The following is a 20,986-nucleotide window of genomic DNA, read 5'->3' on the forward strand; positions in this document are numbered from 1 at the left end:
GCCAGTCTATCGCACACCCGTTCGATCGCCGGGCGCGCGGCGGCGGCCGTGTGCTGGGAAGGTCGACCGCGGCGCGGCTACGGTTGTGGGTGTGATCGAGCTGGGCACCGATTCCGAGGTGGGAGCGCTGCGCGTCGTCATCCTGCACCGCCCCGGCGGCGAGCTGCGACGGCTGAGTCCGCGCAACATGGATCAGCTGCTCTTCGACGGGCTTCCCTGGGTCGCCCGCGCGCAGGACGAGCACGACCAGTTCGCCGAGGTGCTGCGCTCCCGCGGCGTGGAGGTGTTGTTGTTGGCGGACCTGCTGGCCGAGGCGCTGACTCACAGCGGGGCCGCCCGGATGCAGGGCGTGGCCGCCGCGGTCGACGCCCGCAGGCTGGGAGTGCCGCTGGCGCAAGCCCTTTCGGGTTACCTTCGGGGACTCGACGCCGACAGACTGGCCCAGGTGCTGATGGCCGGCATGACGTTCAACGAGTTGCCGTCCGACATCCGGACCGACGTGTCGCTGGTGCTGCGCATGCACCAGGGCGCGGACTTCGTCATCGAGCCGTTGCCCAACCTGGTGTTCACCCGCGACTCGTCGATTTGGATCGGTCCGCGCGTGGTGATTCCCACGCTGGCGTTGCGCGCCCGGGTGCGCGAGGCGTCGCTGACCGATCTCATCTACGCCCATCACCCGCGGTTCACCGGGGTGCGGCGCGCCTACGAGTCGCGCACCGCGCCCGTCGAGGGCGGCGACGTCCTGTTGCTCGCCCCCGGTGTGATCGCCGTCGGCGTCGGTGAGCGGACCACCCCGGCGGGCGCAGAAGCGTTGGCGCGCAGCCTCTTCGACGACGACCTCGCGAGCAAGGTGCTCGCCGTGCCGATCGCCCAGCGTCGCGCGCAGATGCACCTGGATACGGTGTGCACCATGGTCGACACCGACACCGTGGTGATGTACGCCAACGTCGTCGACACGCTCTCGGCGTTCACCATCGAGCGCACCCCCGAGGGCGTTGCCATCAGCGAAGAGGCGCCGTTCCTGGAGGCCGCCGCCAAGGCGATGGAGATCGACCAGCTGCGCGTCATCGACACGGGGCTGGACCCCGTCGTCGCCGAACGGGAGCAGTGGGACGACGGCAACAACACACTGGCGTTGGCGCCCGGCGTCGTCGTCGCCTACGAGCGCAACGCGCAGACCAACGCGCGGCTGCAGGACGCGGGCATCGAGGTGCTCACCATCGCGGGCTCCGAGCTGGGCACCGGCCGCGGCGGCCCGCGGTGCATGTCCTGCCCCGTGGCCCGCGATCGGATGCGTTAGGCGACGAACGGCGCGCCAGAAAGTCAGCGCCAGCTGGGCAGCCAGATCTCCATGTCCCACGTCTGCTGCGAAATCGGCAATCCGGTGAGCACCGGGAACAACCAGGCGAAGTTGGTCACGACCACGGCCACGTAACCACAGACCGCGATCAGCCCCAGCGTGCGTCGTTCCGAGCTCGTCCCGCGGGTTCGGCCGGGCGGGTAGAGGATGTCCCCACATATCAGGGCGATGCCCATCACCAGGAACGGCCCCATCGTCGCCGCGTAGAAGAAGTACATCTGCCGGTCGATGTCGGCGAACCAGGGCAGCCACCCCGCGCAATAGCCGGTCAGCACAACGGCGTAACGCCAGTCGCGGCGGACGAACGCGCGCCAGCACGCGTAGACCAGGACCGGCACCGCCAGCCACCACATGGCCGGGGTGCCCACCAGCATCTCCGCCTTGACGCACGACTGCGCACCGCACCCGGCGACGTTCTGCTGATCGATCGCATAGAGCACCGGCCGCAACGACATCGGCCAGGCCCACGGTTTGGACTCCCACGGGTGGTAGTTGCCGGCGGCGTTGGTCAGGCTCTTGTGGAAGTCGAAAGCCTTGGCGGTGTAATGCCATAGCGACCGAATGGCATCCGGCAGCGGGACCGCCGAGTGCGGGCCGATCGACTGGCCCACCTCGTGCCGATCGATCGCCGTCTCGGACGCGAACCACGGCGCGTAACTGGCCAGGTACACCGCGAACGGGATGAGCACCAGGGCGTAAGCCGTTGGGATCAGGTCACGCCGCAACACTCCCACCCAGGGCCGGGTCACCTGGTACTGGCGCCGCGCCGCCACGTCGAACGCCAGTGACATCGCGCCGAAGAACAGCACGAAGTACAGCCCGGACCACTTTGTCCCGCAAGCCAATCCGAGCAGAACGCCCGCCAGGAAGCGCCACCATCGCACCCCGAGCCGTGGACCCCACACCGTTTCGGCGGCGCGCCCCTGCAGGAGCGCGACGTGCATGCGCTCGCGCACCTGGTCCCGGTCGACGATCAGCGCGCCGAACGCGGCGACCACGAAGAAGGTGAGGATGCCGTCGAGCAGGGCGGTCCGCGCGGTGACAAAGCTGACGCCGTCGCAGATCACCAAAATCCCGGCGATCGCGCCGACCAGCGTGGAGCGACTGATCCGCCGGACGATGCGCGTAACCAGCACAACCAGCACCACGCCCAGCAGCGCGCCGGTGAACCGCCAGCCGACGCCGTTGTATCCGAAGACCGCCTCGCCGACCGCGATCAGCTGCTTGCCGATCGGCGGATGGACCACCAGGCCGAAGCCCGGGTTGTCCTCCACCCCGTGGTTGTGCAACGCCTGCCAGGCCTGGGGGGCGTAGTGCTTCTCGTCGAAGACGGGCGTGCCGGCGTCGGTCGGCGAACCGAGGTTGAGGAACCGGCTGATCGTGGCCAGCACGGCGATCACGCCCGTCACGACCCAGCCACGAATCTGATCGGTGGGACCGAAGTCGGCCACCGGAACCATCGGCCCCGGGCTGACCACGGGCACGACACGCTCCTGGCCGGCGACCAAGGCTTCGCGGGGCGGGGCGGACATCGGTGTCGATCGTAGGCTGTCCGTCATGACCACCGGCCGCCTGTTGCTGGGCGCGACCCCCTTGGGCCAGCCGTCGGACGCCTCGCCCCGCCTGATCGACGCCCTCGCCCACGCCGACGTGGTGGCGGCCGAGGACACCCGGCGGGTGCGGATCCTGGCGAAAGCCCTGGGCGTCACCATCACCGGGCGGGTGATCAGCCTGTTCGACCGGGTCGAGGCGGCGCGGGTGGATCCCCTGATCAGCGCGCTGCAGGCCGGCGCGACGGTGCTGGTGGTCAGCGATGCCGGGATGCCGCTGATCAGCGACCCCGGCTTCCGGCTGGTCGCGGCGTGCGTGGAGGCCGGGATCCCGCTGACGTGCCTCCCCGGCCCCTCGGCGGTGATGACCGCGCTGGCCCTGTCGGGCCTGCCCGCCGAAAAGTTCTGCTTCGAAGGTTTCGCCCCCCGCAAGAAGGCCGCGCGGCGCGCCTGGCTGGACTCGCTGGTCGACGAGCGGCGCACCTGCGTGTTCTTCGAATCGCCGCGCCGGCTCGCCGCGTGTTTGCGCGACGCCGTCGACCGACTCGGCGGCGCCCGGCAGGCGGCGATCTGCCGGGAACTGACCAAGGTGCACGAGGAGGTGGTGCGCGGGTCGCTCGAGGAGCTGGCGGCGTGGGCGGACGACGGGGTGCTCGGCGAAGTCACCGTCGTGCTGGCCGGCGCCACCCCACGCGCCGACCTGCCGTCGCTGGTGGAGCAGGTGGAGGAGCTGGTCGCCGCCGGTGCGCGCGTCAAGGACGCCTGCGGCGAGGTGGCCGCCGAGCATGCCGGGGTGCGCTCGCGCCAGCTCTACGACGCGGTGCTGCAGTCGCGCCGCGCGTGAGGGTCAGCCGGCCGAGAACGCGGCCGCGATGCGGGGCTGCCCGACGATGGGCGACGCCTTGTGCAGGCATTCGGCCCACTCCGCGTCGGGGTCCGAGTCGGCGGTGATGCCGCCGCCGACCCCCAGCACGGCGCCGCCGGCGGCGTCGAACTCGACCGTGCGGATGGCGACATTCAGTTCACAGCCCGCCACAGGAGAAGCCAATCCGATTGTGCCGCAATAGATTCCGCGGCGATTCGGCTCCCACTGCGAAAGCAGTTGGCGCGCCCGGTGTTTGGGGGTCCCGGTGACCGAGGCCGGCGGGAAGGCGGCGTCCAGCAGCGCCGACGTCGGCAGTTCGGCGGGCACCCGCGCCGCCACGGTGGACACCAGGTGCCATACGCCCGGGGCACGCCGCACCACCAACAACTCGGGCACGGTCACGGTGCCGACGATCGCCACCCGGCCGAGGTCGTTGCGCACCAGGTCGACGATCATGATGTTCTCGGCGACCTCTTTTGCCGACGCCCGCAGCGCCGACGGCCACGCGTCCAGGGGCAGGGTGCCCTTGATGGGGCTGGACGTCACGAGCGTCCCGCGCCGCCGCAAGAACAACTCCGGAGACAACGACGCCACCGCGCCCCACGGCCCGGCGACGTAGGCTCCCCGCGCCGGGGACGTGCGGGCGATGCCGTCGGCGAAGAAATCCAGCGGCGCCCCGGTGATCGTCCCGGTGAACTGCGTGCACACGCACGCCTGGTAGACCTCGCCGGCGCGGATGGCCTCCAGGCAGTTGAGCACGCCGTCGCGGTGGGCGGCGCGGTCGGCCGGTTCCCAGTCGACTCGGCAGTCGCGGACCGGCGAAGGCGCAGTGGCCAGCGCGGCGGCCAGCCAGTCCGGGATGGCCGCCCCGGAAAGGCTTTCGTACCACCACTGCCCGTCCCGGTCGCGGCGCAGCACGCAGTCGGTCCAGCCGCCGGCGGCTTCGGGGATGCGGTTCGGCCGGTCGTCGGCGCCCGGATCGGGATAGGAGAGGTAACCGATCCAGCCGCCGCCCACCGTCTGCGGGTCGACGGTCTGGGGATTCTGCTGGGCGGCGAAAGCCGCGTCGAGATCGACCGGCCGTGCCGACACGCTCGGGGCGATCACCGCCAGGGAGCCGAACCAGTCACCGGTCAGCGCGGCCGGCGGCGGCAAGCCGAGGCGTGCGGTGGCGTCACCGACGGCGCGCAGCACCTGGGGTGCGGCGCCAAGGTCGCCGAGTCGGTCGATACGCACCGTCCTAGCTTGACAGAAGGGCGGGTTTTCGCACTGCGGGCGTGGTCGACGGCCGAGGTTACCCGCGGCTGACGTCTCGGGCGGTCGCCAGGGCCGCCAGCTTGTCCGGGTTGCGCGTCACGTAGAAGTTGGTGATCTTGTCGCCGGCGATCTCGAGCGTGATCACCCCTTCGAGCTGATCGCCGAGGTAGAGCAGCACGGCCGGCGCGCTGTTGCAGGTCACCATTTCCACGTGGAATTCCGCGAGCTCGGTCGCCTTGCGGATCAGGCCGACGATGGCCCGGGCCACCCGCTCGGCGCCCACCACGGGCCTGCGGGCCGCGCTCACCTTGCCGCCGCTGTCCGCCGTCCAGGTCGCGTCCGGGGCGAGCAGCGTCATCAGCGTTTGGACGTCGCCGCTGGCGGCCGTTCGCAGGAACTGGGCGGTGAGCTGCGCGTTGCGTTGCGGGTCGGCCGCGTCAAACCTCTTGCGCCGGGCCCGCACGTGTTCGCGTGCCCGGTGCGCCACCTGCCGCACCGTCGGCGCCGGCCTGCCCACCGCCTCCGCGATCTCGCCGTAGTCGAAGCCGAACACCTCGCGCAGTAGGAACACCGCTCGCTCGTCAGGGCTCAGCGTTTCCAGTAGGACCAGCATCGCCATCGAAATGGATTCCGCCAGAACGACATCCGCAGAGGGATCCTGCTCGTCGAGCAGCAGCGGCTCGGGCAGCCACGGGCCCACGTACTCCTCGCGTCGGCGCGCGCCGGCGCGCAGCGCGTTGAGCGCCTGCCGGGTCACCAGCTGGGCCAGGTAGGACTTGGTGTCGCGGACCGTGGACAGGTCGACCGCCGCCCACCGCAGATAGCTGTCCTGCAGCACATCGTCGGCCTCGGTGGCCGAGCCCAACATCTCGTAGGCGATCGTGAACAGCAGCGGCCGCAGCACGGTGAATCGTTCGGCGTGTTCACTGCCGGCGGGCGGGCGCGTCATCGCAGCGCGATCGGGGCCGGTTCCTGCGCGGGCCGCTTGCCGCCCCTGAGCCAGAGGTAGGAGCCGGGCTTGGCGGCCTCGCGCCGGATGGCCCACAGCGTGCCCTTGCAGATGGCCTCCTTGATCGACGCGGCGGTCCGGCCGCCGATCGCCAGGTTCACCGGGGTGTCGTCGGTGCGGGCCAACTGGACCGTGCCGTAGGTCCGGCCGAGGCTGATGCACTGGCCGACGAACGCCTGGCTGAGCGTGGCGGGGGCGGTTCCACAGATGCGGCTGAGCACGGTGTTGGCCGCTTGCGCGCCCAGCGGCCCGGCGGCCTGGCAGCTCATCCGCAGCGGCTGACCCGACGGCGCGGCGGCGTCACCGGCCGCGACGACGTAGGCGTTGTCGACGCTGGTCAACGTCTCGTCGGTGAGCAGCCGGCCCAGCGCGTCGGTGCTCAGGCCGCTGCGGGCGGCCAGGTCCGGGACGGCGAACCCCGCGGTCCAGATCGTCGCCGCGCTCGGCAGCACCGCGCCGTCGGTCAGCACGACCGCGTCCCAGCGCACCTCGGTCACCGTCGCCGATTCCAGCACGTTCACCCCGAAGCCGCGCAGTCGCTTGGCGACCGACCGGCGGCCGCGCCTGCTCAGCGATGGGCCGAGCGCCCCACCGCAGACCAGGGTCACCTGCCGGCCTTGTTCGGCCAGTTCGGCGGCCGTTTCGATGCCGGTCAGCCCGCCGCCGACGACGGTGAGCGGCGCGGCCGCCGGCAGGTCGGCGAGCGCGTAGCGCAACCGCTGGGCGCCCTCCAGGTCGGCTATCGGATAGGCGAAGTCGGCTACCCCGGGCACTGTCGAAGGGGTCGCGCCGGTGCTGCCGACGGCGTAGATCAGGTAGTCGTAGTCGAGCTCGGCGCCAGAAGACAACAGGACGCGCCGGGCGGTGGCGTCGATGCGCTCGACGGTGTCGACGACCAACCGGATGCCGTCGCCGAGCAGCGTGGCGTAGTCGGCGGTCGCGGCGCCGGTGTCGGCGACCAACTGGTGCAGGCGGATCCGCTCCACGAACACGGGGCGGGCGTTCACCAGCGTGATGTCGATGTCCGGACGCTGGCGAAGATGGTTCGCGGCCAGGGTCCCGGCGTATCCGCCTCCGACCACGACGACATGAAATTTCTGGGCGGCCACCTCGGTCATTGCTGTCTCCTGTTCTCACGGGCCTGATGCCCTCGAGACACCGCGGCTTCCTCGAACGTGACAGGGCCACAGATATTGTGACCGGTCTCACTGCGACGGCCGTGAGACCGGGGGACGGCCGGGTGCTGCGTGCTAGGCTGCGCTACGCCAATTCGTGACCTGCCCCGCGTCGGAGACCCGCACCAGATAACCCAGGCAGTATGGGGCCACTTCAGTGAGCATCGGCGTGTCTTGGGAGAAGTAACCGTGAAGTCGAGGAAGAGCGCGCTGGTCGCTGTCGTGTGCGCGGCGATGCTGCTGAGCGGATGCGGCGGCAGAAGCGACCCCGGGCCACTGTCGGCCATGGTCAGTCCGGCCATTCCCCCGACCGCCCAGGAAATCGGAAACCCACTGCGCGGCCAATACGAAGAGGGCATGAATCCGCTTTTCCCACAAGGAAATTCCGCGCAGCGGTACGCGGCGTGGCCGGCATCGTATGACGCCAGTTTGCGGGTCTCGTGGCGGCAATTGCAGCCCGTCGACCCGCGCACGCTGCCGCCCGACGCTCCCGACGACCTCAAGTTCGACTTCAGCGCGATCGACGACGCGCTGACAAAGCTGGGCAGCCGCAACATGCGGCTGATCCTGGGGGTGTACGCCTACAAATCGTGTTGCAACGATTCCTATCCGGGCAACACCAACATCGCGATTCCGGACTGGATCCGCTCGGCGGCCACCAGCTATCCCGCGCCGCCCACCAGTTCCGCACCGGGAGTCGCGCAGGTGGTGCCGAACTGGAACGACGCCGACTACCTCAACAACTTCGGTCAGCTGCTCGCCGCGCTCGGGCGGCGCTACGACGGCGACGAGCGGCTCAGCGTCTTCGAGTTCTCCGGGTACGGCGACTTCGGTGAGAACAGCCTCGCGTACTTGCGTGACGCGCTCGGCGCGCCAGGGCCCACGCCGGACGATAGTCAGCCGAAGTTGGGCTATTACAGCCAGTTTCGCGATCAGACCATCACCAAAGCGTCCATTGCGCAGCTGGTGGCCGCCAACGTGGGCGCGTTCCCGCACACCCAATTGGTGACGACCGCCGAGAATCCGGAGATCGTCCGCGAGTTGTTCGCCGACGACGTGACGAGGAAGCTGTCCGCGCCGGTCGGCATCCGCGCCGATTGTCTCGGCGTGCAGTCACCCCTGCCGGAATGGGCCGAGTCCAGCGACTCGCACTATGTGCGGATCAACGACGCGGCCGTCAATGCGATCAAGCAGCGGCTCACCTCGGCGCTGGTGATCAGCCAGTGGTGTCGACTGCCGAACGGGACCGACCCGCGGTCCTACTACGAGAAGGCCCTGCACGACGTGGTCCGGTATCACGTCTCAATGACGTCGAGCGCGAACTTCCCGGACCGGGACGCGGCGTCGGCGATGGATCCCAAGCTCTATCTCTTGTGGGTCAAGGCGAACACCGCCGCCGGTTACCGGTATTCGGTGGAGGCCAAGCCCGGATCACAGTCGATCCAGGGCAAGATCGCCGCCATCTCCGTCGTCTGGACCAACTACGGCTCCGCGGCGGCCACCGAACAGTGGACTCCGGGGTACAAGCTGGTCGATTTCTCGGGAGCGGTGGTCCGCACCATCGCGGGGACCGTCAACCTCAAGTCGCTGGTCCACGACGACTCCAGCCCGTCACGCGAGGAGGCCGTTCCTGAGTCCTCGACGGAATCGGTGCGCGTCGACGTGACGGGCCTGGTGCCCGGGCATTACACACTGCGGGCGTCCGTGGAATGGCAGCAGCACAAGCCGGGCGCCTCGCACGTGGTGAACTACGCGCCGATGGCGCTGGCCCGCGACGGCCGCGACGGGGCCGGCTTGTATCCAATCGCAACGCTGGACGTCCCGCGCGACTCATGAGGCCATCGGCAGTTGGTATCGAATTACCGCCTCCGACCGATGAGTCGGATGAACCGGCGTGCCCGCGGAGGTCACTGTCGAATGAATTCGACTTGAGTACAATACCGCCCATACTGCGAGTATGATAAAAATGTATTTCAAGGACTTAAGGTTTTGTTGCGCGGGTACTGGTCATCGGCGTTGAGAACTCGGGTGCGAACCACGCGAGCTCATCAACTTGGCCTCCGGGCAAGCCGGTGGGCAACTGCCCACACGGAAAGGGCGCCCCGCTCGAGGAGGCATACGTGAAGGTGAACGCGAGCGACCGCTCGACGGTCGTAGCAATAGCCAACCCGAGGCTCGACGACAGAATGACGGCCGCCTCGTCCCGACGTTGGCGATGACGACTCGACCGACTGACGGCCGCTCGGATACGACGCGGCGGCAGATCCTGCGGGCGGCTGCACAGCAGTTCGCCCGACGGCCATACCATGATGTCGGTCTCGACGAGATTCTCACCGAGGCCGATCTGACCAAAGGCGCAATGTATTTCCATTTTCGTTCCAAGCACGCGCTTGCGGTCGCGATCATCGAGACGGGGACCGCCGCGGGTAGCGTCGCGTTGGAAGAGTTGCTCTCTCGAAACATGTCCGGGCTGGAAACGTTGATCGACTTCTCCTACCAGCTGGCCTGCCAGGACCTCCGTGTCGATCTGGTCAGGGCCGGGCTGAACCTGCTCGAGTCCGTCGGTCGCTCGGCGGGGCTGGAGGAGGCGCTGTTAGACGGATGGATCAAGGCGCTCGCAGCGGTTGCCAAGAAGGCGATTGCCGATGGTGACCTCCGCAAGCAATGTAATCCACAGGATGTGGGACGCCTCGTCGTGTCGCTTCATATGGGGCTGCGGCGAACAAGCAACCTTGACGAACCTGAGCGGTTCCTGCTCGAGCTCGAGAAGCTCTGGCACCTCATGCTGACCGGCGTGCTAGAACCCGATCGGATCGACTATTTCAGCCAATTCATCAGGCGGCGCACAGCGCTGGCGATCGGTGCGGTGCCGACCGGTGAGGACTTCATGTGACAGTCCTATCGTCAGGACAGTGAGGATTGCCATGAAGGATAGTTGCTAGGCTGCATATTCTTGGCCGACTGCTCGAAGGAGCAGTGCCGAATGCGGTTAGGTCCAATCGAACTCACCCCGGAGGTGCGGTAGCGATGGCGCGTCAGGTTCGATCGGAAGCAACGCGGCAAAAGATTTTGGATGCCGCGATCGAGGTATTCGGCGAGGTCGGATACGCGGCCGCCGCTTGGGGCACGATCATCGAGCGGACCGGGATGACCAAAGGAGCGATGTACCACCATTTCGATTCGAAGGAATCACTCGCGTCCGCCATCATCGAGGCGGGTTCGGATTCGCTTCTCATGGCGTTCCGTAACGTATGTGGCTCGTCATCACCGGCGCTCGAAAACATGATCCACGGCACGTTCACGATTGCTAACGTGCTCAGTTCGGACAAGATGGCCCGCGCCGCCGAGCAATTGGCTTTCGCGTTGACCGGATTCAACGACGCGGCCACCCGATTCTACGAAGCCTGTGTAGAGCTGATGGCCGCCGAAGCATCGCGGGCAAGCGCCGAAGGGGATCTACGGCCAGACCTCGATGCGACAGCGGTGAGCGAGTCCATCGTCGGCGCCGTCCTCGGAACGCGGTTGCTGTCTAACGCGATTCCCACCGCGGACCTTTCGGCTGACCTCGTCCGGCGGACAGCTCAAGTATGGCAAATCTTGCTGGCCGGAATGGTTACCGACGTCTCGCTTCCCTACTTCCAGCAATTTCTGGTTCGCGGGACTTTGCGCTATGCCCAGCCTCCGGCGGATCCTCGAGCCGCCAATGATTTAGCGCCAGATGTCAAATGATTAATGGTCAGTGGAACCCGTTGGGGCACAACACATTGCGCCTCGACTTAGGTGCTTGATGCTCTGTTCTCTTCGATCTTCGAGCTCGATCGCGCATCACTCGATTTGGTAGCGGGGGAAGACGCCGGTGGGCGGCGGCAACACCGTGCCGGGGGCCAACCGGGTGCCGATGGCGCTGAATGCGCGCCGGTCTTCCCCCTGTCCCAATAAGTCCAGCAGCTTAGCGGCCGACTCGGGCATCACCGGTTGGATCAGCAGCGCCGCGATGCGAACCGCCTCGCACGTCGTGTAAAGCACAGTCGCGAAACGCTTCTGGTCCGCCTCCGAGTCGCTCTTGCGCAACACCCACGGCTGCTGGGCGGAGAAATATCGGTTGGCGGCGCCCAGCATCAGCCAGATCGCCTCCAACGCCAAGTGCATCGCCTGCCCGTCGAAGGCGGCGCGCACGCGGTCCAGCAGGCCGTCGGCCGTCGCCAGCAGTTCGGCGTCGTCGGCGGTGAATTCCCCGGGCGTCGGCACCACCCCGTCCAGGTTCTTGGCCACCATGGACAGCGACCGCTGCGCCAGGTTGCCCAGCTCGTTGGCGAGGTCGGTGTTGATGCGCGTGACGATGGCGTCTTCGCTGTAGCTGCCGTCCTGGCCGAAGGGCACTTCCCGCAGCAGGAAATAGCGCAACTGGTCCACGCCGAACGTCTCGGTCAGCGCCACCGGGTCGACGATGTTGCCCACCGACTTGCTCATCTTCTCGCCCCGATTGAGCAGGAACCCGTGCGCGAAAACCCGGCGCGGCAGGTCGATCCCGGCCGACATCAGAAACGCCGGCCAGTAGACGGTGTGGAATCGGATGATGTCCTTGCCGATCATGTGCAGGTCGGCGGGCCAGTAACGACGGAACATCGGCGAGTCGGTGTCGGGGTAGCCAACCCCGGTCAGGTAATTGGTCAGCGCGTCGACCCAGACGTACATGACGTGATCGGGATGGTCGGGCACTTTGACGCCCCAGTCGAACGAGGTGCGCGAGATCGACAGGTCGCGCAGGCCGCCGGAGACGAAGCTGACCACTTCGTTGCGGCGCACTTCGGGGGCGATGAAGTCCGGGTTGGCCTCGTAATGGGCCAGCAGCTTGTCGGTGTACGCCGACAGCCGGAAGAAGTAGGTCTGCTCCTCGGTCCACGTCACCGGTGTTCCGGTCTCCACGGCGACCCTGGTCCCGTCGACGATGGCGGTCTCCGATTCGACGAAGAACCGCTCGTCGCGCACCGAGTACCAACCGGCGTAGCTGTCCAGGTAGATGTCCCCGGCGGCGTCCATCCGCCGCCAGATCTCCTTAGACGCCTCGTGATGGTCGGCATCGGTGGTGCGGATGAAGCGGTCGAAGGAGATGTTGAGCTTCTCCTGCAGGCGCTGGAACACGTCGGAATTCCGCCGCGCCAGCTCCGCGGTCGGGAGGCCCTCCGCCGCCGCCGTCTCGAGCATCTTGAGGCCGTGCTCGTCGGTGCCGGTCAGGAATCGCACGTCGAACCCGTCGAGCCGCTTGAACCGCGCGATGGCGTCGGTGGCGATGTACTCGTAGGCGTGCCCGACGTGCGGATTGCCATTGGGGTAGGTGATCGCGGTGGTGACGTAGAAGGGCCTCATCGAGAGTCCACCTTATTGTGTGCGCGTGAGCTCCAACCGACGAGAACGAGAAGCGCCGCCCGCACCCGAGCCGTTGGCGCCCCTGGTCGACGCGCACACCCACCTCGACGCGTGCGGCGCGCGGGACGCTGGCGACGTGCGTGCCATCGTGGATCGCGCCGCGGCGGTCGGGGTGGGGGCGGTGGTCACCATCGCCGACGACCTGGCGTCGGCGGCGTGGGTGACCCGCGCCGCCGAATGGGATCCGCGGGTGTACGCGGCGGTGGCCCTGCACCCGACCCGCGCCGACGTGCTGGACGAGGCCGCCCGCGGCGAAATCGAGCGGCTGGTGGCGCACCCCCGGGTGGTGGCCGTCGGTGAGACCGGCCTGGACCTGTACTGGCCCGGCCGCCTCGACGGGTGCGCGCAACCGGACACCCAGCGGGAAGCCTTCGCCTGGCACATCGACCTGGCCAAGCGGTGCGGCAAACCGTTGATGATCCACAACCGGGAGGCCGACGCCGAGGTGCTGGACGTGCTGGCGGCCGAAGGTCCTCCCGACACGGTGATCTTCCACTGCTTCTCGTCGGACGCCGCGATGGCCCGCCGCTGCGTGGACGCGGGGTGGTTGCTCAGCCTGTCGGGGACGGCGAGCTTTCGAAACGCCCGCGACCTGCGGGAAGCCGTCCCGCTGATCCCACCCGAACAACTGCTGGTGGAAACCGACGCGCCCTTCTTGACGCCCCATCCATACCGCGGCGCGCCGAACGAGCCGTATTGCCTTCCCTATACTGTCCGAGCGGTCGCCGAACTGGTGGGCCGTCCCGCCGAAGAGCTGGCGCAGGCCACGACGAGCAACGCTCGGCGGGTCTATGGGCTGGCTCCCGGTTAACTCGCTGCACCGGACGATTCCGTTAACAAATTCGCGCCGGAGTTGCCCAACTTTGGCCGGTTCGTTACCGTCTTGTGATCGAAAGGGTGGGGCCTACGGGCCCTAATTTGTCGCTTGGTGCTGATTAGGTCGTTGGAGTACTTGCTGTGTTCGGGATAGACGCGCGTTGACTGTATTAACAAAACTTCATCAGACACCGTCGCCGACGTTGCGGCTTATCGTCGGAGGATTGCTCCTAGTTCTGGCGTTCGCAGGTGGATTCGCGGTCTCCGCGTGCAAGACGGTGACGCTGACCGTCGACGGCATCGCGATGCGGGTCACGACCATGAAGTCGCGGGTCATCGACATCGTGCAGGAGAACGGCTTCGCCGTCGACGAGCGTGACGACCTGTACCCCGCCGGGGACGTCAAGGTTCACGACGCCGCCAACATCGTGTTGCGCCGCAGCCGGCCCCTGCAGATCTCGCTGGACGGCCACGACACCAAGCAGGTGTGGACGACGGCATCGACCGTCGACGAGGCCCTGGCCCAACTCGCCATGACCGACACGGCCCCGGCCGCGGCCTCTCGCGCTAGCCGGGTCCCGCTGGCCGGTATGGCGCTGCCCGTCGTCAGCGCGAAGACGGTCCGCATCACCGATGGCGGCGCGACCCGCACGGTGCACCTGCCCGCGCCCAACGTCGGTGGGCTGCTGAGCGCCGCCGGCGCCCCGTTGCTCGAGGGTGACCAGGCGACGCCGAGCGCGTCGTCGCCGATCGTCGACGGCATGGAAATCCAGGTGACCCGCAACCGGATCGAGCGGGTGACCGAGCGGATGCCGTTGCAGCCGAACGCCCGTCGGGTCGAGGATCCGGACATGAACATGAGCCGCCAGGTGGTCGAAGACCCGGGCGCCCCCGGCACCCAGGACGTCACGTTCGCGGTGGCCACCGTCAATGGTGTTGAGACCGGCCGACTGCCGATCGCCAACACGGTGATCACCCCGGCTCGCGAGGCGGTCGTGCGGGTGGGCACCAAGCCCGGCACCGACGTGCCACCGGTCACCAACGGCTCCATCTGGGACGCCATCGCCGGCTGCGAGGCGGGCGGGAACTGGGCGATCAACACCGGCAACGGCTACTACGGCGGTGTGCAGTTCGACCAGGGCACCTGGGAGCGCAACGGCGGGCTGCGGTTCGCCTCACGCGCGGACCTGGCAACCCGGGAAGAGCAGATCGCCGTCGCCGAGGTGACGCGCGAGCGTCAGGGCTGGGGCGCGTGGCCCGTGTGCAGCGGAAGAGCTGGTGCGAGCTGACGATCCGGCTGCTCGGTCGCACCGAGATCAGGCGGCTTGCCAAAGAACTTGACCTTCGGCCACGGAAATCCCTCGGTCAAAACTTCGTCCACGATGCCAATACGGTCCGCCGGATCGTCTCCACTTCCGGGGTCGGCCGGTCCGACGACGTCCTGGAGGTCGGACCGGGTCTGGGCTCGCTGACGCTGGCGCTGCTGGACCGCGGCGCCACCGTCACGGCCGTCGAAATAGACCCGGTGCTGGCCGATCGGCTGCCGCAGACCGTCGCCGAGCATTCGAACAGCGAAGTGCAGCGGTTCACCGTCCTCAACCGCGACGTCTTGACCCTTCGCCGGGACGAGTTGGCGGCGCAGCCCAACGCGGTCGTCGCCAACCTGCCCTACAACGTCGCGGTGCCCGCGCTGCTGCATCTGCTCGCCGAATTCCCCTCGATTCAGACGGTGACCGTCATGGTGCAGGCAGAGGTGGCCGAACGTCTTGCCGCCGAGCCGGGCGGTAAGGACTACGGCGTGCCAAGCGTCAAAGTCCGCTACTTCGGGTCGGTGCGCCGGTGCGGCACGGTGTCACCGACGGTCTTCTGGCCGATTCCCCGTGTGTATTCCGGGCTCGTGCGCATCGACCGCTACGCCACCCCGCAGTGGCCCACCGACGAGGCCTTCCGTCGCCAGGTGTTCGAGCTGGTGGACATCGCGTTCGCGCAGCGGCGCAAGACGACCCGCAACGCGTTCGTCGAGTGGGCCGGCTCGGGCAACGAGTCGGCGAGCCGGCTGTTGGCCGCCAGCATCGACCCGGCGCGCCGCGGTGAGACCCTGTCCATCGACGACTTCGTCCGGCTGTTGCGGCGATCGAGCGAGCGGGCCGACACCGCGACCCACCAGCAGGCGTCGCCGAGCTGAAGCGCGGCGCCGCGGGCGCCGCTGCGTGTGGTTGGCCGGCGGCAGCGATAGTCTGCTGCGATGTCCGCGTCTGACGGCAATACTGCCGCGCAGTGGGTGCCCACCGGGTCGGTCACCGTGCGGGTGCCCGGGAAGGTCAACCTCTACCTCGAGGTGGGCGAGCGCCGCGAGGACGGGTATCACGAGCTGACGACCGTCTTCCAGGCCGTCTCCCTGCTCGACGAGGTGACCGTGCGCAACGCCGACGTGCTGTCGCTCGAGCTCGTCGGCGAGGGCGCCGACAAACTGCCCACCGACGAACGCAACCTCGCCTGGCAGGCCGCCGAGCTGATGGCCGAACACGTCGGCCGGGCGCCCGACGTCTCGATCATGATCGACAAAGCCATCCCCGTGGCCGGGGGGATGGCCGGCGGCAGCGCGGACGCGGCGGCGGTCCTGGTTGCCATGAACTCGCTGTGGGAACTCAACGTGCCGCGCCGCGACCTGCGCATGCTGGCCGCGCGGTTGGGCAGCGACGTCCCCTTCGCGCTGCACGGCGGCACCGCGCTGGGCACCGGCCGTGGCGAGGAGCTGGCCACCGTGTTGTCCCGCAACACCTTCCACTGGGTGCTGGCGTTCGCCGACGGCGAGTTGCTCACCCCGGCGGTGTTCGCCGAACTCGACCGCCTGCGGGGGGCGGGCGACCCGCCCCGGCTCGCCGGGCCGGGCCCGGTGCTGGCGGCCTTGGCCGCGGGCGACCCGGAGCAGCTGGCGTCGCTGCTGGGCAACGAGATGCAGGCCGCCGCGGTGAGCCTGAACCCCAAGCTGCGTCGCACGCTGCGCGCGGGCGTCCAGGCCGGCGCCCTGGCGGGCATCGTGTCCGGATCGGGCCCGACGTGCGCCTTCCTGTGCTCCTCGGCGGCCTCGGCCGTCGACGTGGGTACCGAGGTGTCCGGGGCGGGCGTCTGCCGCACGGTGCGGGTCGCCAGCGGGCCGGTGGCCGGGGCGCGCGTGGTTCCGGCTCCCACCGAAGTGTGAAAATCACCCCAAAACGCGCATTCGTTTGGGCTGAACCCTAAGAGGAGTTTAAGATGATGCGCGGTGACGGGTAGCACTGAGCAAGACCACTTATTTTCGTCGTCCGCCGGAGTCCCCGGCGGACGACTGATGCTGCGGGCCTACCAGCGCTTTTCGGGCCCGGGCCGCGCTTGTCGGGCGACCGGACGCGGGGTCGCCGGCCCATCGCCGATTCGAGATCTAACCGCTGCGCGACTGTGTTTGCGAGCCTGCTGCGAAGTGCTTCCCGGTGGGCGGAATATGAAATCTCGGGCGTTGGGGCGAGCGCCGGAACCGAGGAGGTTTGTGTGAGCAGGTTTACCGAGAAGATGTACCGCAATGCCCGCACCGTGACGACGGGCATGGTCACCGGTGAACCGCACGAACCGGTCCGCCACACGTGGGGCGAGGTCCACGAACGCGCCCGCCGCATCGCGGGCGGCCTCGCCGCCGCCGGCATCGGCCTTGGCGACGCCGTCGGTGTCCTTGCCGGCTTCCCGGTGGAGATCGCCCCGACCGCGCAGGGCCTGTGGATGCGCGGCGCCAGCCTGACGATGCTGCACCAGCCCACCCCGCGCACCGACCTGGCGGTGTGGGCCGAAGACACGATGAACGTCATCGGGATGATCGAGGCCAAGGCCGTCATCGTCTCGGAGCCCTTCCTGGTGGCCATCCCCGTGCTCGAGGAGAAGGGCATCAAGGTGCTCACCGTCGCCGACCTGCTGGCGTCGGAGCCGATCGACCCCGTCGAGGTCGGCGAGGACGACCTGGCGCTGATGCAGCTGACGTCCGGGTCCACCGGTTCCCCGAAGGCCGTCCAGATCACCCACCGCAACATCTACTCCAACGCCGAGGCGATGTTCATCGGCGCCCAATACGACGTCAACAAGGACGTCATGGTCAGCTGGCTGCCGTGCTTCCACGACATGGGCATGGTCGGGTTCCTGACCATCCCGATGTACTTCGGCGCCGAACTCGTCAAGGTCACGCCGATGGACTTCCTGCGCGACACGCTGCTGTGGGCCAAGCTCATCGACAAGTACAAGGGCACCATGACCGCGGCGCCCAACTTCGCCTACGCGCTGCTGGCCAAGCGGCTGCGCCGCAACGCCAAGCCTGGCGACTTCGACCTGTCGACCCTGCGCTTCGCGCTGTCCGGTGCCGAGCCGGTCGAACCCGCCGATGTGGAGGATCTGCTGGATGCGGGCAAGCCCTTCGGCCTGAGCCCGTCGGCGATCCTGCCGGCCTACGGCATGGCCGAGACCACGCTGGCCGTGTCGTTCTCGGAGTGCAACGCCGGCCTGGTCGTCGACGAGGTCGACGCGGACCTGCTGGCGGCGCTGCGCCGCGCGGTGCCCGCCACCAAGGGCAACACCCGCCGGCTGGCCACGCTCGGCCCGCTGCTGCAGGACCTCGAGGCGCGCATCATCGACGAGAACGGCGACGTGATGCCTGCCCGCGGCGTCGGCGTGATCGAGCTGCGCGGGGAGTCGTTGACCCCGGGCTATTTGACGATGGGTGGCTTCATCCCGGCGCAGGACGAGAACGGTTGGTATGACACCGGTGACCTCGGCTACATGACCGAGGAGGGCCACATCGTGGTGTGCGGCCGCGTCAAGGACGTCATCATCATGGCCGGCCGCAACATCTATCCCACCGACATCGAGCGGGCCGCCTGCCGCGTCGAGGGGGTGCGGCCGGGGTGCGCGGTCGCGGTGCGCCTGGACGCCGGGCACTCCCGCGAGACGTTCGCCGTCGCCGTCGAGTCCAACGCCTGGCAGGACCCGGCCGAGGTGCGCCGCATCGAGCACCAGGTCGCGCGCGAGGTGGTGTCCGAGGTCGATATGCGGCCGCGCAACGTGGTGGTGCTCGGGCCGGGCACCATCCCGAAGACGCCGTCGGGCAAGCTGCGCCGGTCCAACTCCGTCAGCCTCGTCAGCTAGGGTTTTCGGGCGCCTTCGTCCAGAAGGCCCACCTTTGGCGGCCGGGGCACCTACCAGGCGTGGACGCGGTTCTGCGCCGGCTCTAGCCCCAGCTCGACCAGCAACTCCGTCGCGTCCGCGGCCTGCTCGCAAATGGTGGGCACCTCGCCGCGTTCGGCTGCCGAGAAGTTCTCCAGCACGAAGGCCGCGGGGTCTTTGCGTCCGGGCGGTCGGCCGATCCCGATGCGGACGCGCTGAAAGTCCTTGGTGCCCAACGCGGCCGCCACCGAGCGCAGCCCGTTGTGGCCCCCCTCGCCGCCGCCGATCTTCAGCCGGATGCGGCCGAAGTCCAGGTCGAGGTCGTCGTGCACGACGATGATGTCGGCCGGCGGCACCGAGTAGAACTTCGCCAGCGGCCCGACCTGGCGGCCGGACTCGTTCATGTAGCAGCGCGGCTTGGCGACCAGGACCGAGTGCCCGGCCAACCGGCCGCTGACCACCTCGGCGCCGGAACGCTTGTGCACCTTGAATTTTGAGCCCAATCGGTCGGCGAGCAGGTCGGCCACCATGAACCCGAGGTTGTGCCGGGTGCGGGCGTAGTTGTCTCCGGGGTTGCCCAGGCCGACCACCAGCAACGGCTCGGCCACGTTGCGGTCCGCCTACTCGGTCTCTTGGGGCTCGCCGGCGTCTTCGGCCTCGGCGGTCTCGGCTTCCTCCTGCGCGGCCTCGCCCTCGAGGTCCTCGGCTGTCGGGGCGGTCACCACGTTGACCACCAGCGTCTCCGGGTCCGAGATCAGGTTCACCCCGCGCGGCAGTTCGATCTGGCCCGCGGTGATCTGAGTGCCCTCCTCGACGCCCTCGACCGACACGGTCAGCTGCTCGGGGATGGACAGGGCCTCGGCCTCGATCTCGATGGCGTTGGCCTCCTGGGTGACCAGTGCACCGGGAACGGGGTCCCCCTCGACGATGACGGTGACCTCGACGACGACCTTCTCGCCGCGGCGCACGACCAGCAGGTCGGCGTGCTCGATCGTGCGGCGGATCGGGTGGATGTCGAGCGCCTTGGTCAGCGCCAGCTGTTCCTTGCCGTCGATGTCCAGGGTCAGCACGGCGTTGGTGCCCGCGTGGCGCAGCACGGCCGCAAAGTCGTGGCCGGGCAGCTCCAGGTGCTGCGGGTCGGAGCCGTGGCCGTAGAGGACGGCGGGGATTTTGCCTTCGCGGCGGGCTCGGCGGGACGCGCCCTTGCCGGTCTCGGTTCGCACCGTGGCGGTGAGCTGGTTGCCTGCGGACTTGGCCATCGTGTCGCTCCTAATGCTGGTCGGTGGGGGCACGGCCAGGGTCGCGACAATTCGTCGGTCTCCGTCGATAACGGTGCTGGCTGGCCAGCCACCCTCGCCGTGACGCCCGGTCAGGTTAGCGCATCCGCAGCTCGGAGCGGAAATTGCGGAGGTCTGCGTGCCCGGCCGGCAGGGGCGCCGACGGGTATCAGAGCGGGAATGTGGTGCCGGTGAGCTGCTCGGACAACTCCCAGAGCGCCCGGGCCGTCGCCGGGTCCTGCGCCCGCCGGCTGCGCGCCACGGGTTGGGTGCGGCCCAGCTGGCCGAACCGCGGCCCGACGAACGTGTCGCCCGGCAGGTCCTGCGACGCCGCGTACAGCGTCTGGCGGGCGCCGAAGTCCGCGTCGGTGGCCACCACCCGGGTGACCGCCGACATCATCGCGTCGCCGAGCTTGCGGCCCGAGGCCCCCTGCAGGTTGGTGTGCGAATAGCCGGGGTGGGCGGCCAGCGCGCGCAGCGTCGCACCGGCCGAATCCAGGCGCCGCTGCAGCTCGCTGGTGAACAGCAGGTTGGCGAGCTTGGACTGGCTGTAGGCCAGCCAGGGCGAGTACCGCCGCCTCTTCCAGTTCAGGTCGTCGAGGCTGATCCGGCCCGCCCAGTGCGCCATCGATGACACGGTGACCACCCGATCGGTGAGTTTGGGTAGCAACAGGTTGGTGAGCGCGAAATGCCCCAGGTGGTTGGTGCCGATCTGGCTCTCGAAGTGGTCGATGGTCTGCGCGTAAGGCGCGGCCATGATCCCCGCGTTGTTGATCAGCACGTCGACCGTGTCGATGCCGTCGGCGAATTCGCGCACCGACGACAGGTTCTGCAGGTCGAGTGGGCGCACCTCGACCGGGCCGGTCTGGGTGCCCCGTATCTGCAGCGCGGCCTTCTCGCCCTTGCGGACGTCGCGGACCGCCATGACCAGCGTGGCGCCCCGGCCGGCGAGCGCGCGGGCGGTCACGGCGCCCAGCCCGCTGTTGGCCCCGGTGACGATCACGGTGCGCCCGGCGAACGAGGGCAGGTCTGCGGCGGTCCAGTTCGTCATGGCTGACGAGCCTAATAG

The 20,986-nt window shown here is 68.7% G+C and carries 18 protein-coding genes; 10 read left to right on the top strand and 8 right to left on the bottom strand.

The features are described from left to right. Window positions 1-85: 85 nt before the first annotated feature. Complete coding sequence (gene arcA, locus ACEL92_RS06080) at window positions 86-1,300, top strand: arginine deiminase (protein WP_374024737.1); 1,215 nt, start codon at window positions 86-88, stop codon at window positions 1,298-1,300. Between the two features lie 23 nt (window positions 1,301-1,323). Here arcA and ACEL92_RS06085 read toward each other — a convergent pair whose 3' ends face one another. After that, window positions 1,324-2,892 (bottom strand): dolichyl-phosphate-mannose--protein mannosyltransferase, encoded by a 1,569-nt coding sequence (locus tag ACEL92_RS06085; protein WP_374024738.1) that lies wholly within the window; start codon window positions 2,890-2,892, stop codon window positions 1,324-1,326. Between the two features lie 25 nt (window positions 2,893-2,917). Here ACEL92_RS06085 and rsmI point away from each other — a divergent pair, with 25 nt between their 5' ends. After that, window positions 2,918-3,754: a 16S rRNA (cytidine(1402)-2'-O)-methyltransferase gene (gene rsmI, locus ACEL92_RS06090; protein WP_374024739.1), complete on the top strand. Its 837-nt coding sequence runs from the start codon at window positions 2,918-2,920 to the stop codon at window positions 3,752-3,754. A 3-nt stretch (window positions 3,755-3,757) separates the two neighbouring features. Here the strand turns inward: rsmI and ACEL92_RS06095 are convergent, their stop codons facing one another. Genes ACEL92_RS06095 through ACEL92_RS06105 form a run of 3 tightly spaced genes read right to left on the bottom strand, consistent with a single transcriptional unit; the run spans window position 3,758 to window position 7,159 of the window. Next, a complete protein-coding gene (locus ACEL92_RS06095; protein ID WP_374024740.1) occupies window positions 3,758-5,011 on the bottom strand; it encodes an aminodeoxychorismate synthase component I in 1,254 nt (417 codons plus the stop codon). A gap of 58 nt (window positions 5,012-5,069) precedes the next feature. Further along, complete coding sequence (locus ACEL92_RS06100; protein ID WP_374024741.1) at window positions 5,070-5,981, bottom strand: RNA polymerase sigma-70 factor; 912 nt, start codon at window positions 5,979-5,981, stop codon at window positions 5,070-5,072. Beyond that, entirely contained in the window at window positions 5,978-7,159 is a 1,182-nt protein-coding gene (locus ACEL92_RS06105) for an NAD(P)/FAD-dependent oxidoreductase (protein WP_374024742.1), read from the bottom strand. Before ACEL92_RS06105 ends, ACEL92_RS06100 begins: the two co-directional genes overlap by 4 nt. A 291-nt stretch (window positions 7,160-7,450) precedes the next feature. Here ACEL92_RS06105 and ACEL92_RS06110 point away from each other — a divergent pair, with 291 nt between their 5' ends. From ACEL92_RS06110 to ACEL92_RS06120, 3 genes are all read left to right on the top strand, one after another. Then, window positions 7,451-9,052 (top strand): hypothetical protein, encoded by a 1,602-nt coding sequence (locus ACEL92_RS06110; RefSeq protein WP_374026099.1) that lies wholly within the window; start codon window positions 7,451-7,453, stop codon window positions 9,050-9,052. 379 nt (window positions 9,053-9,431) lie between these two features. Further along, window positions 9,432-10,109: a TetR family transcriptional regulator gene (locus ACEL92_RS06115; protein ID WP_374024743.1), complete on the top strand. Its 678-nt coding sequence runs from the start codon at window positions 9,432-9,434 to the stop codon at window positions 10,107-10,109. Window positions 10,110-10,243: 134 nt separating this feature from the next. Continuing rightward, window positions 10,244-10,945 (top strand): TetR family transcriptional regulator, encoded by a 702-nt coding sequence (locus tag ACEL92_RS06120; protein WP_374024744.1) that lies wholly within the window; start codon window positions 10,244-10,246, stop codon window positions 10,943-10,945. Window positions 10,946-11,041: 96 nt separating this feature from the next. Here the strand turns inward: ACEL92_RS06120 and metG are convergent, their stop codons facing one another. Next, entirely contained in the window at window positions 11,042-12,583 is a 1,542-nt protein-coding gene (gene metG / locus ACEL92_RS06125; RefSeq protein WP_374024745.1) for a methionine--tRNA ligase, read from the bottom strand. Between the two features lie 19 nt (window positions 12,584-12,602). On the opposite strand from metG, the gene ACEL92_RS06130 reads away from it, so the two are divergent. The 5 genes from ACEL92_RS06130 to ACEL92_RS06150 all read left to right on the top strand — a co-directional run bounded on the left by ACEL92_RS06130 (window position 12,603) and on the right by ACEL92_RS06150 (window position 18,622). Further along, complete coding sequence (locus ACEL92_RS06130; RefSeq protein WP_374024746.1) at window positions 12,603-13,454, top strand: TatD family hydrolase; 852 nt, start codon at window positions 12,603-12,605, stop codon at window positions 13,452-13,454. A 166-nt stretch (window positions 13,455-13,620) separates the two neighbouring features. Next, window positions 13,621-14,748, top strand: coding sequence for a transglycosylase family protein (locus tag ACEL92_RS06135; protein WP_374024747.1), 1,128 nt, complete (start codon window positions 13,621-13,623; stop codon window positions 14,746-14,748). Further along, window positions 14,712-15,644: a 16S rRNA (adenine(1518)-N(6)/adenine(1519)-N(6))-dimethyltransferase RsmA gene (gene rsmA, locus ACEL92_RS06140; RefSeq protein WP_374024748.1), complete on the top strand. Its 933-nt coding sequence runs from the start codon at window positions 14,712-14,714 to the stop codon at window positions 15,642-15,644. Before ACEL92_RS06135 ends, rsmA begins: the two co-directional genes overlap by 37 nt. A gap of 60 nt (window positions 15,645-15,704) precedes the next feature. Then, a complete protein-coding gene (locus ACEL92_RS06145; RefSeq protein WP_374024749.1) occupies window positions 15,705-16,661 on the top strand; it encodes a 4-(cytidine 5'-diphospho)-2-C-methyl-D-erythritol kinase in 957 nt (318 codons plus the stop codon). Window positions 16,662-16,987: 326 nt separating this feature from the next. Further along, window positions 16,988-18,622: a fatty acyl-AMP ligase gene (locus tag ACEL92_RS06150; protein WP_374024750.1), complete on the top strand. Its 1,635-nt coding sequence runs from the start codon at window positions 16,988-16,990 to the stop codon at window positions 18,620-18,622. 50 nt (window positions 18,623-18,672) lie between these two features. Here the strand turns inward: ACEL92_RS06150 and pth are convergent, their stop codons facing one another. The 3 genes from pth to ACEL92_RS06165 all read right to left on the bottom strand — a co-directional run bounded on the left by pth (window position 18,673) and on the right by ACEL92_RS06165 (window position 20,968). Beyond that, entirely contained in the window at window positions 18,673-19,248 is a 576-nt protein-coding gene (gene pth / locus ACEL92_RS06155) for an aminoacyl-tRNA hydrolase (protein WP_374024751.1), read from the bottom strand. A gap of 12 nt (window positions 19,249-19,260) precedes the next feature. After that, window positions 19,261-19,899, bottom strand: coding sequence for a 50S ribosomal protein L25/general stress protein Ctc (locus ACEL92_RS06160; RefSeq protein WP_374024752.1), 639 nt, complete (start codon window positions 19,897-19,899; stop codon window positions 19,261-19,263). 187 nt (window positions 19,900-20,086) lie between these two features. Then, a complete protein-coding gene (locus ACEL92_RS06165) occupies window positions 20,087-20,968 on the bottom strand; it encodes an oxidoreductase (protein WP_374024753.1) in 882 nt (293 codons plus the stop codon). Between the last annotated feature and the right edge of the window lie 18 nt (window positions 20,969-20,986).

Source organism: Mycobacterium hainanense (assembly GCF_041890355.1).
Classification (GTDB): Bacteria; Actinomycetota; Actinomycetes; order Mycobacteriales; family Mycobacteriaceae; genus Mycobacterium; species Mycobacterium hainanense.